Source organism: Chitinophaga costaii (assembly GCF_900094705.1).
GTDB classification, from domain to species: domain Bacteria; phylum Bacteroidota; class Bacteroidia; order Chitinophagales; family Chitinophagaceae; genus Chitinophaga; species Chitinophaga costaii.
The window spans coordinates 127,350-145,110 of record NZ_FMAR01000013.1 but is presented as its reverse complement, the minus strand read 5'-3'; the positions used below and the strand labels follow the sequence as shown (position 1 = coordinate 145,110).

At 47.5% G+C, this 17,761-nt stretch carries 12 protein-coding genes and 1 other RNA gene; 2 read left to right on the top strand and 11 right to left on the bottom strand.

All coding sequences use genetic code 11. The annotated features are described in order from the left end of the window. Nucleotides 1–612: 612 nt before the first annotated feature. The gene (locus tag GA0116948_RS16550; RefSeq protein WP_205686168.1) at nucleotides 613–2,292 is read left to right on the top strand and encodes a S8 family peptidase; all 1,680 of its coding nucleotides are present in this window, start codon (nucleotides 613–615) and stop codon (nucleotides 2,290–2,292) included. A 118-nt stretch (nucleotides 2,293–2,410) separates the two neighbouring features. Here GA0116948_RS16550 and GA0116948_RS16545 read toward each other — a convergent pair whose 3' ends face one another. From GA0116948_RS16545 to gyrA, 11 genes are all read right to left on the bottom strand, one after another. Then, nucleotides 2,411–2,848: a DUF4870 domain-containing protein gene (locus GA0116948_RS16545; RefSeq protein ID WP_089714220.1), complete on the bottom strand. Its 438-nt coding sequence runs from the start codon at nucleotides 2,846–2,848 to the stop codon at nucleotides 2,411–2,413. Between the two features lie 101 nt (nucleotides 2,849–2,949). After that, an RNA gene (rnpB, locus tag GA0116948_RS16540) (RNase P RNA component class A) lies at nucleotides 2,950–3,312 on the bottom strand. Nucleotides 3,313–3,352: 40 nt separating this feature from the next. Beyond that, complete coding sequence (locus GA0116948_RS16535; protein WP_089714218.1) at nucleotides 3,353–5,812, bottom strand: AsmA family protein; 2,460 nt, start codon at nucleotides 5,810–5,812, stop codon at nucleotides 3,353–3,355. 24 nt (nucleotides 5,813–5,836) lie between these two features. Next, nucleotides 5,837–6,238: an MFS transporter gene (locus tag GA0116948_RS16530; RefSeq protein WP_089714216.1), complete on the bottom strand. Its 402-nt coding sequence runs from the start codon at nucleotides 6,236–6,238 to the stop codon at nucleotides 5,837–5,839. Nucleotides 6,239–6,532: 294 nt separating this feature from the next. After that, entirely contained in the window at nucleotides 6,533–6,808 is a 276-nt protein-coding gene (locus GA0116948_RS16525; RefSeq protein WP_089714215.1) for a SelT/SelW/SelH family protein, read from the bottom strand. Continuing rightward, nucleotides 6,805–8,070 carry a C4-dicarboxylate transporter DctA gene (gene dctA, locus GA0116948_RS16520; RefSeq protein ID WP_089714242.1) on the bottom strand — a complete coding sequence of 422 codons (1,266 nt, stop codon included), beginning with the start codon at nucleotides 8,068–8,070 and terminating at the stop codon, nucleotides 6,805–6,807. The genes GA0116948_RS16525 and dctA overlap by 4 nt, the downstream gene beginning before the upstream one ends. 94 nt (nucleotides 8,071–8,164) lie before the next feature. Continuing rightward, complete coding sequence (locus GA0116948_RS16515; protein WP_089714213.1) at nucleotides 8,165–8,821, bottom strand: GDSL-type esterase/lipase family protein; 657 nt, start codon at nucleotides 8,819–8,821, stop codon at nucleotides 8,165–8,167. A 156-nt stretch (nucleotides 8,822–8,977) separates the two neighbouring features. Beyond that, nucleotides 8,978–9,211 carry a 2OG-Fe(II) oxygenase gene (locus GA0116948_RS16510; protein ID WP_262487171.1) on the bottom strand — a complete coding sequence of 78 codons (234 nt, stop codon included), beginning with the start codon at nucleotides 9,209–9,211 and terminating at the stop codon, nucleotides 8,978–8,980. 349 nt (nucleotides 9,212–9,560) lie between these two features. Beyond that, a complete protein-coding gene (locus GA0116948_RS16505; protein ID WP_089714210.1) occupies nucleotides 9,561–11,231 on the bottom strand; it encodes a hypothetical protein in 1,671 nt (556 codons plus the stop codon). A 148-nt stretch (nucleotides 11,232–11,379) separates the two neighbouring features. Further along, a complete protein-coding gene (locus GA0116948_RS16500; protein WP_123891849.1) occupies nucleotides 11,380–12,630 on the bottom strand; it encodes a tetratricopeptide repeat protein in 1,251 nt (416 codons plus the stop codon). A gap of 297 nt (nucleotides 12,631–12,927) precedes the next feature. Beyond that, the gene (gene gyrA, locus GA0116948_RS16495) at nucleotides 12,928–15,564 is read right to left on the bottom strand and encodes a DNA gyrase subunit A (RefSeq protein WP_089714206.1); all 2,637 of its coding nucleotides are present in this window, start codon (nucleotides 15,562–15,564) and stop codon (nucleotides 12,928–12,930) included. An 855-nt stretch (nucleotides 15,565–16,419) separates the two neighbouring features. Between gyrA and GA0116948_RS16490 the strand changes: the two genes are divergently transcribed. Further along, nucleotides 16,420–17,748 carry a saccharopine dehydrogenase C-terminal domain-containing protein gene (locus tag GA0116948_RS16490; RefSeq protein WP_089714203.1) on the top strand — a complete coding sequence of 443 codons (1,329 nt, stop codon included), beginning with the start codon at nucleotides 16,420–16,422 and terminating at the stop codon, nucleotides 17,746–17,748. Nucleotides 17,749–17,761: the final 13 nt, after the last annotated feature.

The following is a 17,761-nucleotide window of genomic DNA, read 5'->3' as shown; positions in this document are numbered from 1 at the left end:
CCCGGCGGGCAAAAGCAATTCTATTAACTGACGGTAACTCTCTTCCAAAATGTTGATTTAATCCGCAAAAAAACAGCTTTAACATTAATCCCCCAACTTTTCGTCTTGATCCTAAATAATTGAAATAAAATAAGTTACGCACATGTACACCCCAAAAAAATAGCGAGGTTAGATAACCTCGCTGTACGTTAAACGGAAACCATGCTTATGTGAAAATACTTGGTGCGACCTACTCGCTAATATATTTTCTCATAATTATAAAAATGATGTTTTTTTTGTTCGCTTATTGAAATTAGGTGACACCCCTTGTTACATATAGCCAGCGGAGCCGCACTTTAAGATAATAGACGCAGCTATAATCCATTCCCCCCCATGTTGCCGGAAATTTTTTTACCTTTTTTTTAACCTTCTCTCAGAATCGTTTTTACAGCTATTTTCGTTTCTAATTTATCAAGTGGCGGGCCGGTTCACCGTAGAAATAATCATTTGGTTGGTCAATCCGTTCCAGGCGCAGCTCATCATTATTTTGCGCCGCCCAGCAGCCATTTGGCATATCTTTAACCGATTGTGGTATTTTAATTGTTAAAACTACCTGGAAAAAATTTGCATCGCATGACATTATTAAGAAAGGAGCCATGGTTGCTGGCAGGCAGCATGTTTTTCATGGCCGCCCTCGCCAGCCCTATTTACGCCCAACGTGCCGTACCCCGCAACTGGCAATTGCTTAGTTATGATACGGATAGCGTGTATGGTATTGGCGCAGAAAAAGCCTACCAGCAGCTTTTAAAAAATAAAACCAGCACCCCTGTGCTGGTTGCCGTAATAGATTCCGGCATAGATACTACGCACGAAGACTTAAAAAGCATTCTGTGGAGCAACCCCGGCGAAATTCCTGGCAATGGCATAGATGACGACCACAACGGCTTCATCGACGACGTACATGGCTGGAATTTTTTGGGTAGCAAAGATGGTAAAAGCCTGAAGGAAGACTCTGACGAAGCCACGCGGGAATACTTCCGCCTCAAACAGCAATATATAAATCCAGACTCGGCCCTCACCCCTAGCTCCCCGGATTATGCCTATTGGAAAAAGCTTCAGGACCGCATCGAAAAACCGGTTACGCAGAATAAGATGACGTATAAAACGATGTCTAAACTGCAGGAAAACCTGAACAAATGTGAGTCTGTGCTGAAAGGCGCCTTGAAAAAAGACGATTTCACCCAGGCAGAACTGGACAGCCTCTCCTCTCCGGACAACGACGTGATGATTTCGCGCAACTTTGTACAGCGCCTGCTGCAAAGCACCGGCGATAAGGACATGACATTCCAGGAATTTAAAAACGAATTTGAAGAATACCTGTTAGACATTAAACGCAAGGCGGAAGCCACTGACGTTCAGCCTAACGAAAATCGCAAGGCCATTGTAGGTGATAATTTTAACGACATCCGAGATAATCATTACGGCAATAATGACGTCATGGGCACTTTCGCCTTTCATGGCACCCACGTATCCGGCATTATTGGTGCTGTACGGGGCAATGGTATTGGTATAGACGGCGTTGCTGCCAACGTGCGTATCATGGCTGTAAAAGTAGTGCCAGACGGCGACGAACGCGATAAAGATGTGGCCTTAGGCATCCGCTATGCGGTAGACAATGGCGCCCGCATTATCAATATGAGCTTTGGTAAATTCTTTTCCCCACATAAAGATTGGGTAGACGATGCCATCCGCTATGCGCAGTCCAAAGGTGTGTTACTCATCCATGCCGCTGGCAACGAAGGTTCGAATAACGACTCCGTACCTGACTATCCAAACCCGGACTTTGCAGACCATACCCGCGCCAATAACTTCATCACCGTAGGCGCCAGCAATAACGGTGTAAGCGGCCAGGTGGCAGGATTTTCTAACTATGGGAAGAAGGAAGTAGATGTATTCGCCCCTGGGGTGCAGATATATTCCTCCATACCGGAAGGCAATAAATACGGCAACGCCAGCGGCACCAGTATGGCCAGCCCGGTAGTAACCGGTCTTGCCGCCCTGATCCTTTCCTATTTCCCGGATCTGAGTGCAGAACAGTTGAAATACGTGATCGTAAAATCCAGCACACCCCTGCCCGATGGTACCACCATGGTAACCAAACCCGGCACCCAAAACGACCAGGTAGCTTTTGCAGACCTGAGCGTATCTGGCGGCATTGTAAATGCTTATGAAGCTGTGAAACTGGCCAGTACCCTGAAAGGCGATCGCCCAAAAGACCAGCGCATAAAACTGAAAAGAGGTAAAAAAGGTTAATAACAGGTATCCCCTGCAATAAAAAGAGAGGCTGTCTTTCAAAAAGATGGCCTCTTTTTTTATCGTATTTTCCAGAAAAAATAAATGATTTACATGGACTAACGGTTACGTGTACACGTTATTTTACCAGCCGCAGGGAAATGGGATAGCGGTAAGCAATACCATTATTGGCACGTACTGCGGCAATTATGGAGAAGATAATGTTTAACACCCAGGCAAGTCCGGACAGGCCCGCCCAGCCAAAGTGAAAGAAGCGGGGGTGAAAGAAAACCGGACCAAAGTCGCTGTATCCCCACATCCAGCTCCAGGTGGCCGCGCGCAAAAGGGTGAAAAATATCCAGCTCACAGCACTTAACACTAAAGATAATATGCTGATTGTAATTTGAAAGTTCACCGCCTCGCGTCCCTGGTCATCCACGAAAGCAGATTCATTTCTTTTGATGAGCCAGAAGACCAGCGCACCAATAATATTGCCTGCCAGGGAAATAACACACATGCCGATCAGTCCACCGAGATGCACAAGCATGCCCCAGGTCTTTTCGTCTTTTGAAGTCATAAAGAGTATTTAGTTTGTGTAGGAAAATATAGCGCGGAACAATCAAATCAGGGGTTTTTACATAATTATCTTGTTAGCCAACGCCTTATCCAAGATAATAAAAAAACTACAAACCTATAAGCCGGATTCTGTAATTCCGTTTGCACGGAATCCACTATCATTTATCTGCGATAACGTTCACACGTTACCTGTATCTGCCTACCCTCGGTCTTGAGCGAGCAGCCCTAAGCGACCGTTTACATGGCATTTCAGCACGCAAGGTTTACCCCACAATGGTGTTACCACCACTGCCTGTAGGCCCTTACCCTACATTTTCACCCTTACCGGGCGTTGCCGCCAGGCGGTTATTTTCTGTGGCACTGTCTGTACACCGGCTTGCACCGGTGCCCCACCCGTTAGGTGGTGCGTTGCTCTGCGCTGTCCGGACTTTCCTTCCCCGAAGAGACGATAGTGCGGTTTGTAGTTAAGCGACAAAAGTAAAGGAGAAATCCCAATCCACGCGCATCAATTTTCGTCGTCAATGATATTATTGCCGGCTTCATCGTTCTTGCCTAATTTTAGTTTCACTTTACCATCTGCCCCATCTACTGCGTTAAAATGGAGGACAATGCCTTTACGGCTTCGTTTGCGCCGTTCAGTATCGTCCGCAACATCGCGGTCTTTTTTGGGATTGCGGATAGGTACGTCTAGCTGAACGTTGGTGCCTTTTACTTTACCCAGCGCGTACTGGCCTTTTACATCCAGTACAATGGCGCTGGTGGCAATGTGCATGGGAGGAATGGTTACCAGCCCATTATGGATGGTGAAGTTATTTTGCAGATCTTCGAACGTGATGTTGTCCAGGTTACGGCGGGGGAAAAATTTAGAGATGCCTTTAAACATCGGCACATTTATCAGCGCACCATTGATAAGACTAAAGCTAAGAGAGCCATTCAATGCACTCGATACCAGTTCGCCATCGTCGCGGAGCAGGCCTGTTAAGTGGGCTTTGGCGGAAAAAGTTCCTTGTACGTTCTTATAAGTAAAGTCTTCCAGGCCAAAGTTGTTCAACGCGTCCATGAATTGGTCTACTTTCACTTTGTTCACTTGTGCATCTATAGTAAATGGATCGGTATCGCCTTTATTAAAAGTGCGGCCTTTCAGGCTCACAGTGCCACCGGCATGCTCCATGTAGCCCTGGGAAAGAATAATACCATCGTTTGCCAGGGTAAGGTCTGCCTTCACATTGCTGGCATTAAAACGGCGGTACATAAACTTGTCTACGCTGGCTTTAAGGTGTACGCTACAGGCTTCCAGCACAGCGTCCAGGCGGGCAACGGTTTTCAGGCGGGCCTTTTGCGAAACAACTTTGGAAGCGGTGCGCTTGCGCTTACCCAGGAAGCCGCGAAATTCGTTGGCATTAAGCATGGAACTGCGAATGTTGAAGTCTATCGATATTTTCGAAGGATTTACAAAATACAGGGTCAGGAAATTAGGCGCATTGCCATCCATGAGCAATATGCTTTTTTCACTTTGCAGGCGCATGTCATGCAACTCCAGGTCGGCTCCGTTAAAATAAAGTTTCACCTGGCTATTGTGCAACGACAACTGGCGTGGAATATATTGAAAGGCCGCATTGTTGATCAGCACCACGCCTTGCATATTGGGCGGGGTAGTATCGTTGGGCAGGAAACCGCCTTCATAAAACATATCGGCTTTAGCAGTACCGTTGTTAAACTGGAAAAGGCCGCTGGTGGCATCATTCAGGTCGGAGAGCGGAAAATCGGATTTAAAGTGCGCACGAATGCTGGGATGTATAAGGTTAATAACCTGTAGCGTATCGGCGCTGAACGGAATGTTCATGTAACGTGCTTTCAGGTTGAAGGCACTGATGCTAGAATTGAGGTCAGTGAATCCCGAATCCTTCATGCGCTCATTATCGAATATGCCATTAAACGAGCATTCGGTGAGGTCTTTCCCATAAACGGTCAACGTATTCTTTTGGGTCTGCCATTTCACCTGGATTTTAGGCTGGGAATTAGGCAGCAGGCTGCCTTGAATATGCGCCTGCACATTTACTGGCTGCTGCAGGTAAATAGTATCGAAATGCCGGGAAATATTGTGCGACACCCAAGATGCGGCTTTGCTGAAAGGGAGGTCGTCTGCATTTAATTGCAGGTCGAAATGCGGGGCTGGTTCCTTCAACCAGAAATGGAGGCCTAATGATACCCGCTGCCCGCCTATTTTTAGGCGCTGTTCGGGGATATCCAGCACATGACCAGCTGTGTCGTAATGCAGATTTAAAGTACCTTCCAGCGTTTGGTCTTTCAGGAAACTACCATTGCGGGTATTGAAGGCAAAGGAATGAAATAAAGTATGCAGCGAGGTACTGAAAGTCCAGCTACCCTTGTCGTAACGCATACTGCCAAAGAAAGATTGAATGTCTATATCAAATAACTTATGAGCCTCCTGGTTATCGAAGGTGAAATTTATGTTACGCAATTCCACTTTGGCAATAGTGGGGCTATTGCCTTTGCTCACGCCTGGACGGCCAGGGTGTTTAGGCTTTATAAGGTACAGGTTTGAATACCCGGTACTGTCCTGGAATAAATATACCTGGCCATTGGTAATCGTTACCTGGCGAATGTCTACCTGCTTGTGGAGCAGGGCAAAAATGTTCACGCGCACGTAAATGGCTTCCGCCTGGATCAGGGGTTTATGTAGCACAGGGCCCAGGCTATCGCTCAGGGCTACGCCTTGCAACTGTACCGATATATTGGGAAAACTTTCAATGAGGGCCGGTTCCATATCTGCAATGGTAAGCTTACCATTGAGTGAGCCTTCCAGCTGCCTGGAAATATCAGCAAGCAACCGGGCCTTGTTATGATGAATATACCATGCAAAGCCCAGCCACAACAAAACCAGTAAGGCCAAAAAGCCTCCCAAGGTGTAGAGAGTGTAGCGGAACCATGGACGTTTAAGCATGACGTATTTTTTTAGTGAACATAACTATTTTGGTGCCACATAATGGCGCAGCGACCGGAAAGCCAGTAACAAACTTATAAAACAAAAGCCCGCCGCTGACAGGAAATGCGCGCCAGGAAAGAATATAGAGAACTGTGGCTGGGTAAACCATTTGAATAAATTTGTCATGAGCGGAGGCCCCATAATGGCGGTAATATTCATGATGCCAGTGAGGGTACATTGTAGTTCACCTTGCTCGGATGGCGGCACTTGTGTGGAAATAATGCCCTGCAGTGCTGGCCCGGCAAGGCCACCCAGGCAGTATAATACCAGGATATCAAACATCATCCAACCCTGGTAAGCAATGTTGAAAAGTGCCATGCCCACCAGGTAAAACAGCAATACTGCATATGCGGCGGTTTTGTGGCCCACCTTCAGAATGATCACGCGGATAAGCTCCCTGCACCAGGAGGGTCATTAGCCCTGCAAAAGCCAGGGAATATCTCACTATCAGGAATAACCGGCGCGATCAGTCCTATGCTTAAAAAATAAATGAGTACCGTAAATACAATAAAAATTAATGCAGCACTGCGGCGAACGGCCATATGTTTTCTATTAAAACCATATAAATTTCCCCATTTAGTACAATACCCCACCGGTAGATGATGATGGCATAATACACAAAAAAGGAGCCATCTTATGCTACCCTTTCCTGTATTAAAATATACCCGGTACAAATTTTTACCCCTCACTGTGCCCGAGCGGTTTGCCGGGGGCAGCGATATCGCGCACCAAACGTTTTAACACTTTAATGTCGGGAAAACCTTGTTCCCGCTTACGATCCCAAATGAGGGTATCATTTACGTAAATTTTATAAGCGCCATTAATTTCGCTGGGCTGTAGCTGTACGCCCTGCAGTTCTTCGGTAAAAGTTGTAAGCAGCTCCTGCGCCATCCAGGTAGCACGCAGCAACCATCCGCATTTAGGGCAATAGGTAATGTAAACAACTGGCTTCATACGATATCGGGTTTGGAGGTTTGTTGAAGGTGTACCACGTTGTGAAAGCAATTTTCATCTAAGGCATGCTCGCTTTTGGAAATGACCACCGTGGCCACCGTATTGCCAATTACATTGATCACCGCGCGGCCCTCGCTCATAAACCGGTCTACCCCGAAGAGCAGGCCCAAACCCTCCAGCGGTATTACTTTCAGGGCGGTGAGCGTGGAGGCCAGTACAATAAATCCACTACCGGCAATCCCCGCAGCCCCTTTGCTGGTAAGCATGAGAATACCCACCACGGTGAGTTGCTGCCCCATGGACAAATCTACCTGAAACACCTGGGCCAGGAACAAAATACTAAGGCTTAGGTAAATGGTAGTACCGTCTAAATTAAAGCTGTAACCAGCCGGTATCACCAGGCCTACTACTTCTTTATCGCAGCCGGCATCCGTGAGTTTCTGCATGATGGTGGGCAGTACCGATTCGCTGCTACTGGCACCAATCACGATCAAAATTTCAGTTTTAATATAGCTTAGTAATTTCCATAACTGAACACCGTAAGCTTTACAAACGGCCCACAATACCACGAAAATAAAAAGTATGCCGGTGAGATAAAACGTGAGAAGCAGCTTGCCTAGCACGGCCAGGGTTGCAAACCCAAATTTGCCGATGGTAAAGGCCATACCGCCAAAAGCGCCGATGGGGCTTACCCGCATCACTATCTTTAACACGTTAAAAAGTACTTTGTTGAGCTGATCAAAAACACCCAGCAGGCTTTTGCCAGCCGCTCCCAGCATGCGAAGGCCAAAGGCGAAGAGGATACTAAAAAATAATACCTGCAATATATCTCCTGTGGCAAAGGCGTCTACCACATTGGCCGGCACAAGGTGGCTTAAAAATTCGCCCCAGTTCATTTCCTTCGCCTTCTCCGCGTATGCTGCCACCTGTTCATTTGCCGAAGGCTTAAAAACCACGCCGGCACCGGGTTTTACTACATTAGCCACTACCACCCCAATCAGGAGTGCACAAGTGGTCATTAGCTCAAAATACAGTAGGGCCTTACCGCCCACGCGGCCCACCTGCCGCATATTGCCAGCCCCCGCCACGCCCAATACGATGGTGAAAAAAATAACCGGCGCAATCACCATCCGGATCATGTTGATAAAGGTCTCATTGATCAGCTTCGCCGCCGGCGCAAAACCTGGAAACAACCACCCACACACCCCCCCCAGCCCAATGCCTATTAACACCTGGATGTAAAGTATCTTGAAGATTTTCATAATGCTAAATGATGTACCATGTATTGACCACCAGGTGTTTTCTACCATCTTAAATACCCTACCACGTAAAGCTGTAGTGGCATAGCTCCTTATTTTATTTTAACAAGTAAGGCCCTATTACTTTTTTCCATAGCGCATAGCCCTCCGGTTGCATGTGCAGGTGGTCGCTAAGAAATAGCTCGGGACGTGGCTGCCCGCTGGCGTCCAGCATGATGGGGTTAATGTCTATGTAGGCTGCATTATGCTGCTGCTGCAGGAATGCCAGGATTGCTTTATTCACTTCGTCCACCTGCGGGAAAAACTTTTCGCGGCTGGGGCTTTTTTTAATGGATACAAAATCGATCGTTGTATGGGGCAGGTTTTCCCGGATCATGACAAAGAGCGTTCTAAATTGCATCACTACTTCTGCCGGCGTCACATTCGCAGCCAGGTCGTTTTCCCCGCAATACACTACCACCTGTTTGGGTTTGTACGGCAGGATCACATCGTAGGCATAACGGATCACATCCTGTAGGGTGGAACCACCAAAACCACGGTTAATAATTGGGTAACCCGGGAAGTAGGCATTCACATCTACCCACTTTCTAAAGGAGGAACTACCCACAAAAACAATCGGTTTGGCAATAGGTGTTACCTGGGCATCTGCTGCTTTAAATGCAAGGATCTCTTTCCAAAACGGCGGCGCGCTCTGCGCCATCAACCTACATGGCAAAGCCGCCAATAGGCAGGCCATGAATAAATGTTTTCTCATGCTTTTAAATTACTCATATTTTCCAGATAAAAAAAAGCGGAAGCAGTAACGTTGCCGGCACTGGCTTTAAACGGAAAGGTAAGTACCCACTGCCGGCAACATTGGGATGAACACACGTGGAAGAACAAAAGCCATCGGTAGCGCAATTGCCCACTCTTAACGTTTCAGCCAGCTTTTAATACTCATGCGCGGCTTATGGGTCCATAAAACTTCGTGTTCCAACTCGCTGCTTTTGAAAAAAATAGTTTTACCAGCGGCAGGATCAATCTGTTGGGTATTGCCAGGTGCATGGTGTATAAAAAGTTCTCCCCCATCACCGCTTACCCAGCCGGTATTCAGGTAGATGATCATGGAATACTGACGGCTATCATTGTTGCAAAACTGGTTCAGGTGTTCTTATAAAAACTGCCGGCTTTCTACCGGGTATATTGAAACTCATACCCGTTGATGCCGGTATAACAAGACTGGTCAAGGTATAACACAAAAGCATCCATTACATCAAAGAAAGCACTTTCATGTACAACGTTATGCTGCCGGTCTAGCCAGTAGATAACATCACCCCGTAAGGATCTGTTTTGCGTAGACCTGGAACAAGTTATTCAAATGTGCATAGAACAAAGCATGGCTGCCACTTTGCTAAAGCTGGATGAATTATTGTTAACCATACTACCATAAAAATAATGCAACCAGCCCCCAGCCTGTAAATATTTTAAAAGGCCTGTTAAGTAGCCCACATTCCTCAAAACACTATCCAGGCAAGGTAGGCCTTCCGCACCGTATCGTTGTGTGCTATCATCACGGTAGCATAGCAATTCTTCACGGCATCTTCGGCAGCTGCGTCCAGCATGCAGGCGTAAAATGTAGGCGCTTCCAGTAAGGTGGGCGGTGGTGGAAATAATTTTAATTGCAGCAACTGCCCGTCTACATAATGATAACACACCAATCCCGCTTCGGAAATAGTGCGAAGCGGACGGGTAGCTACGGAATAGTCGCCCGGAGTGGTAGACACCAGTTGGTTATACAGGAAATAATTACCCTTTTTATTTTGCACCATCGCATAGGATAAATAACCATTTACACCAGCCATGGTGTTCCGGTTACGGAAAGACCATTCACTTTTATTGCGGCGGTATTGGTAAAAAGGTTGGTAAGTGCCCGCAGCAGATTGTATTTTATTCAATACTACAGCGCCTTCCTCCTTACCGTTAGCATCCAAGTGGGTAATGCCTGCATCTCCCAGGCCGGTGATAGTTTTTTTAAAAGTAGCACCACCCTGGATGAATTGGCGGATAGATTCCTGAAGTAGCAGCGAAGAGCCGTCTGCCAAGGGTAGCCATGCTTGCAACATGCCGGTATATTTATCCTGGTATTGCAGGTGAGCTTTCGCATAATCGCTGGCGGCCGCCATAGGTAGCTGTTCTTGCGCTACCGGTTGCAGTGTGCGGGCATCGAAGCTGAGAAAATATACCGGCATGAGGCTGGTGTTTTTTTTGCGGTTTATATCCGCAGGCTGGGCGGTAACAAGCAGGCGCAATGGCTGCCCAGGCATGCATTGCAGCATGCCCCAGGCATTGCCAGCACCATGTTGTTGGTCTGCCGGTTGAAAGGTGAATACGGTGTCTGTGGCACCCAGGCGGGCTATCAGGAGGCGACTGTCTTCGTGGTGTTTATTGGTGTGTGTGTTAAAGGCCATACTGGCCAGGTACACGGCTTCCCCACCCTGCACCTGCATGTTCAGGTAATTGAAATATTCATAGCTGCTATCGGGCAGGTAATACTGTACCCGGTGAATTTCGTGATGGTCTGGCGCAAAGTGAATCACCTCCACGTGTCCGGCATCGGTACTGTCGTGGGCCAGTTCGGTGCCGTTAAACAGGGCCACAGCGTAGTAGCCGGAGCGAGGGTCTTTTTCCACGAAACAGTCGTGAGAGGCCTCATTGTTCAACGCAGCGGCCTGGTGCTGCTGAATGCTGGCCAGTTCGCCCAATTTATCTTCCCGCAGCAGGTGACCATCGTTACCATCCAATACCAGGCGAAACAAGGTGGGCTTGTACTTCAATTGCTGTTGGAGAAATAGTACCACCTGTCCGTTTATTTCATACAGGCCATCTATTTCGGCATCCGCCATGGAATGGGCATCCCAACCAATACTACCAATGGTGTCTGTTCTCTGCAAGGTATGTGCAGTATCGTAAATATTCACCAGTATGCCATCATGCGGTGTAAAGCGCAGGAAGAAGGTATGCCCGTTTTTAAGTAACAGCAGTTTACACCAGCCAGAGGCAGGTTCTTCAATCGGCGCGCTGAAAATCACTTGTGCATCGGTGGTTTGCGCCCAGGTGGGGCGGCAGAAGGCAAAGCATGCCAATAGCAGGCAGCAGGCGGCTTTCATGGCTTGGGTAGCTTTCATAGGTATGGATAGTCTACCGTAAATATATGTATTTTATTTATATGACAATGCCCGAATACGGATGGAAATGGAAAGCGGAGATAAAACAAAGCGCACCCGCCGGACATTGCCAACGGGTGCGCTTTGTAAGTTATTTTCAGGAATTCGCTTACAGCGATTCCAGTTTCTTTTTCACAGCTTCTACCTTGTCTGTCTGGTTCTTGATCGCGTAGATCTTTTGCAGGGCATACAGGCAGCTTTGGTAGGTTTGTTTATCGCTCGGCTCTATGCTGGTTCCTTTGGCGGCGAAACCGTCTTCTGCTTTTTCAAAGAAAGGCAATGCCTGGTTCATCAAACCTTCAACTTTGGTTTGCAGTTCCTTGCCTTTGGGTGAACCCTGGCCTTTGCTGTCCATCGCGTTCAGGTCTTTATTGAAACCCACCGCGCGGTTAAAATAGAGGGCGCCCAGTTGGAAATTAGCTACTGCGTCGCTACCATTCAGTTCTACCGCTTTCTTATACCCGGTTTCGGCTTTGCCCATCAACTCATCGTAGTTAGCAGGTTTGGGAGCGTCTTCCCCTTTTTCAGTATGGGGGTTAGCCAGGTTATCCATGCGGATGGCATAATCCAGTACGGTATTAAAATCATTCGGGTTTTCTGCCAGCTTTTTGTCCAGCATGGAAGTAAGCTCGGAAGTTTTACCGGTTTTGGCGTAGTACACCAGCTCCATGTCGTTAAAGCGTTTGTCTTTGGGGAAAAGTTTCTTCCCTTCTTCTATGGCTTTCAGCCAATTAGCACTGTCGCCTTTTTCTTCGTAATCCTGACCCAGTACTACATACAGTGCAGCCTCCTTGGAAAATTGCAGGTCGGCAGCCTTTTGTAAACGCACCAGGGCGCTATCTTTCTGGCCGGCCTGTTGCAAAGCGTAGCCACTGTAGAAGATCATAGAGGTATCTGTAGGAATGGTGCCAGCCATATTCTTACCATTGTAATAATTGGCCAAGTCCTGGGCGCGGTTAAAATAACCAGCGGCGCTATCCCATTTCTGGTTGTTCAAGGCTTCATAACCAGCGTTGCCAATGATGGCGTACAAGTTATACATGCGTTGATGCATTTCCAATACGGCGTCCGGCAATTTTGGATTAATATCCAGGGCTTTTTTATAAGCCTCATAAGCAGAATCTGCCAGGGGAACACTTTTGTTCTTAGTAGATAATGCTTCTTCCACTTTTCCTTTTACGTACCAGGTTTTTGCATCATTCTTAGTTTTGTCATTTTGCAAAGCGGCATTAATGTCTGCCTGGGCTTTCTCTGGCTCGTTACTTTTTAGGTAATCTTCCGCACTGTTCACTTTCGCTCTCTGCGCCATAGCAGCCATCGTGGCTGAGCAAAAGAGAAGGGATACCATTAATTTTTTCATGTGCTCTAAATTTAAAGGTGGCGGGCATGGCCTGCGCAGTTATAATTTTTAAAGGTTCCAGTAAAAATATGGGGCGTCTGTACAAAATGCAAACTTTGCACAGCGTTTTTTATCTATATAAAAAATTTGGGCAAGCGAAATAAGATCAGTTCCTGTACATAACGTTCTCGCTGTGGTTCCAGCACACACTTTTGAAGCTGCTACATATCCGTTGCGGTGCTACAGGCTTCCTGCATGGCTGTCATCCGCATAGGTAGCGGATGACAGCCATTATTATTTCACTGTTGTAAATTAACCTTATTCTGTTGTTGGTTCGTCTTTTTCGGCTTCCCCTTCCTCATCGGCGGGCGTTTCTCCGGCCAGGTCATCTGCGGAAAGAGTTTCCGGATCAATGATCACGGCTTCCTGCACCATGCCTTCTTCTACCAGATCCACCTGTTCTTCCTGTTCGTCAAGGCGGGCAATAGCGGCAATGGAATCGTTATCATCCAGGCGTATCAGTCTTACGCCCTGGGTAGCTCTGCCAGCTTCACGCACATCCCGAACCGCCATCCGGATGGTAATGCCGGATTTACAGGTGATCATCAGATCGTCTTTTTCTGTAACATTCATGATGGCGATCAGCCTGCCGGTTTTCTCGGTGATATTGATCGTTTTCACGCCCTTTCCACCCCGGTTAGTGACCCGGTACTCTTCTATACCGGTCCGTTTGCCGAACCCTCTTTCAGAAACTACCAGGACGGTGTGTGCATCGTCGTCCTTTTTCGCACAAATCATACCAACTACTTCATCATGCTCATTATCTACCTCAATACCTCGTACACCAATGGCACCACGGCCTGTATCACGTACGGCATCTTCCGGGAAGCGAATGGCCCGGCCGGAGCGTAATGCCATCATTACCTCACTGCTGCCGTCGGTCAGTTTCACATCCAGCAATCGGTCTCCATCGTTGATGGTGATCGCATTTACACCGTTCTGACGCGGACGGGAAAATTCTTCCAGCAAGGTTTTTTTGATGATACCCCGCTGGGTACACAGCAGGATGTAGTGGTTATTGATAAATTCACTATCGCTCAGGTCTTTAATGTCAATGATCGCGCGGATCTTATCTTCGGGTGGGAGGTTAATCAGGTTTTGAATGGCGCGACCCTTGCCTTGCTTCTCCCCTTCCGGTATCTCATATACCTTTAGCCAGAAGCAGCGTCCTTTTTCGGTAAAGAACAGCATGGTATGGTGGGTAGAGGCCACGAAGAGATGTTCAATGTAATCCTCGTCACGGGTTTTGCCCCCAATGGCTCCACGGCCACCGCGTTTCTGCTGGCGGAAATCGTAGGCGGAAGTACGTTTAATATAACCCAGGTGGGAAATGGTGATCACTACATCTTCCTCGGCAATAATATCTTCAATCCGCATTTCACTGGCCAGGTACTGAATTTCGGTTTTGCGCTCGTCGCCAAAACGCTTCTTTACATCTTCCAGTTCCTCCTTGATAATTTGGAAACGCAGGCTTTCATTGCTTAAAATATCTTTCAGGTGTGCAATGAGTTTCATGATGCTTTCGTATTCCTCGCGGATCTTGTCGCGTTCCATACCAGTAAGGCGCTGTAAACGCAGTTCCAGGATAGCCTTGGCCTGTATTTCACTCAGCTGGAAGTTGGTGATCAATCCTTCCTTTGCTTCGTCCGGGCTTCTGGAGTTGCGGATCAGGGAGATCACTTCATCCAGGTGATCCAGGGCGATGAGGTATCCCGCCAGGATATGGGCGCGTTTTTCGGCTTCCCGCAGTTCGAAGTTGGTACGGCGCACCACCACTTCATGACGGAAATCTATAAACTCGGTGAGTAGTTCTTTGATATTAAGGATACGCGGACGGCCTTTTACCAGTGCCACGTTATTGATACCGTAAGAGGTTTGTAATTCAGAGTATTTGAACAGTTGGTTAATGACCACATTGGCAATTGCTTCCCGTTTCAGATCTATCACCAGGCGCATACCATCGCGGTCCGACTCATCCCGCACATCGGAGATTCCTTCGATGATCTTATCGTTGACCAGTTGTGCAATTTTCTGGTGGAGCACGGCTTTATTGATCTGGTAGGGCAGTTCGTAGATGACTAATCTTTCGCGGCCAGCCTTGGAAGTTTCTACGTTGATGCGGCCTCTTACCACTACGCGGCCACGGCCGGTTTCAAAGCCTTGTTTCACCCCTTCATACCCATAGATGACACCACCTGTTGGGAAATCGGGCGCTTTAACATGCTTTATAATATCGTCTATGGACAAATCCCGGTTATCGATAACAGCCACGCATGCGTCCACCACTTCCGAAAGGTTGTGGGGCATAATATTCGTAGCCATCCCTACCGCAATGCCCGCCGCGCCGTTTACCAGCAAGTTGGGAATACGGGTAGGCAATACCGTGGGCTCTTCTAGGGTATCATCGAAGTTAAGGGTAAAGTCTACCGTATCTTTATCAAGATCTTCCAACAAGGCTTCTGCGATCTTCTGCAAACGGATTTCCGTATAACGCATGGCTGCCGGCATATCACCATCTACCGATCCGAAGTTACCTTGTCCGTCTACCATGGGGTAACGCATAGACCAGTGTTGGGCCAGGCGTACAATGGTGTCATAAATGGATGCATCGCCGTGGGGATGGTATTTACCCATTACTTCCCCTACGATACGGGCGGATTTTTTGTAAGGTTTGTTGCTGCCATTGCCCAACTCTTTCATTCCAAACAGTACACGGCGATGCACCGGCTTCAAACCGTCCCTTACATCCGGCAAGGCACGACCCACAATCACCGACATGGAATAGTCGATATAAGCCGTCTTCATTTGCTCTTCGATGTTGATCCGGACAATACGACTATCGTCGCCACCGTCCTGGTTCTCGGGATTTTCTAAATTATCCTGGTTTTCTATCATTAGTTTATTGGTTTACAGGTTTTTCTGTAATCTTCAATGCAGCGCAAATATAGCCCATTCGTGCCACATTTCCGCGCTTGTGGATAAGGTGTGGGCAATCCAGAAAGGCATTTCCCTCTTCATTTTAGGCCTGCTACAGCCCATCTATGGCAGATAGACTTTTGCACGCTGCTAGTGTTCTAATTTTCAATACTTTGGAACGGTTCAATTTATCTTGCACATGATTGTTAGCAGGAAAATCTTTTTGTTAAAGAAATCTTAAAGCTTTTCATACATCCCAACGCATGCATTTTACTGCCCGCAATTCCGTTTCCAACGCCAATGAGGAAGCGCTCTTTCCCCTGGTACGCTATATCCTGTAACCAACGCGTTGAATAGGCCCAACGTGATAGGATACCGGGCGTAAATATAGCCCCGGTACGCTTTAACCTGGGCCTATGCACCGCGTTGTAAAGGCAGCTTCATTCCTTACTTTTAAACATATCCAGGATATGATAGATAAGCAGCAGCTATCCCTGCCTTGCCACTGCATGCATGAAGATTATCCGCAATAACACATTACCACTCATGGATTTCTAAGGAATATTTAGCTGAACATTAACGCTGCCTTAACCCTAGGGTGATTAATTTTGTAATCGATTTAGGAGAATATCTTATATGCAGAATAATCAGCATACATTTTCCTCCTCAATTTACCTGCAACTAAAATGTATATAACTGGCTACCAATACATTTTAAGGGGACAATTAAAATATGTAATGCGGTCGCAAACCAATACTACTTTTAATCTCGAACATTAACACAAGTGCTTGTTTGTAATGGCCCACACATCAATTAAACGATTGTACAATTACTATGAAAAACATTCTATTGTTTGGCGCCGGAAGATCTGCCACCGTTCTGATCGACTACTTGCTACAAAATGCAGCCCGACAGAAATGGCATGTAACCGTTGCCGATCATGACCTACAACTGGTAAAGTCAAAAACAGGTAAATCCTACTACGCTACACCCGTAGCACTGGACGTTACCGACGCTACTGCCCGGGAACCACTCCTGGCGGAAGCCGACCTGGTAATTTCCCTACTGCCGCCCGCCCTCCACATTCTCGTGGCCAGGGACTGCCTGCGGTTTAAAAAAAATCTGCTTACTGCTTCCTACCTGGATGATGAAGTGAAAAAATTACAGCCGGATATCGACGCTGCTGGCCTGCTCTTCCTGTATGAAATGGGCCTGGACCCGGGACTGGATCACATGTCGGCGATGAAACTTATTCATAGCATTGAGAAAAAGGGTGGGCAGATATTTTCATTCAAATCCTACTGCGGTGGTCTTATATCGCCCGAAAGCAATGATAATCCCTGGCACTATAAAATTTCGTGGAACTCACGTAACGTAGTGCTGGCAGGCAGCGCCGGCGCCGTGTACAAAGAGAAAGGCAAGGTGAAGGAAGTAAGCTACGAACAGCTTTTCGACCATAACAAGACGGTGCAGGTGCCTAGCATCGGCAAACTGGCCTACTACCCCAATCGCGATTCGCTGGGATATATGCAATCCTATAACCTGGAAAACATCCATACCTTCCAGCGTGCCACCCTGCGTTTCCCCGATTTCTGCGAAGGGTGGAATGCCTTGGTGAAACTAGGCCTTACCCGCGATGGCGATAAGCAAGCTACCGACCAATTACCCTACTTTCAATGGGCCAGCCAACAGGTAACCGAGCGCACACCAGGCCTCTCGCACGAAGAAACCATTGCCCAATACCTGGGCGTAAGCAGCAAATCCAAAGTGATCCGGCAGTTAAAATTCCTGGGTATTCTGAATGGGGAGGAAATAAACCTGGGCGAACGCTCGAACGCCGACATCCTGCAACACCTCCTGGATACCAAGTTAAAGATGGAGAGTACCGACCGCGACCTGATTGTGATGCTACACGAGATAGAATTTGAGCGCCGTAACCTGCCCACCCGAATTAACAGCTTTCTGATTGTACAGGGTGAAAATGCCACGCATACCGCTATGGCCAAGACGGTGGGCCTGCCATTGGGCATCATGGCTAAGCTGCTGCTGTCGGACAAAGTAGGGCTTAAAGGCCTGCACATCCCCATTCTGCCGGAAATCTACAACCCGGTGCTGCGGGAACTGGAGGATTTTGACATTAAATTTGTGGAGAGTTTTGAATAGAAAAAAATGAAGT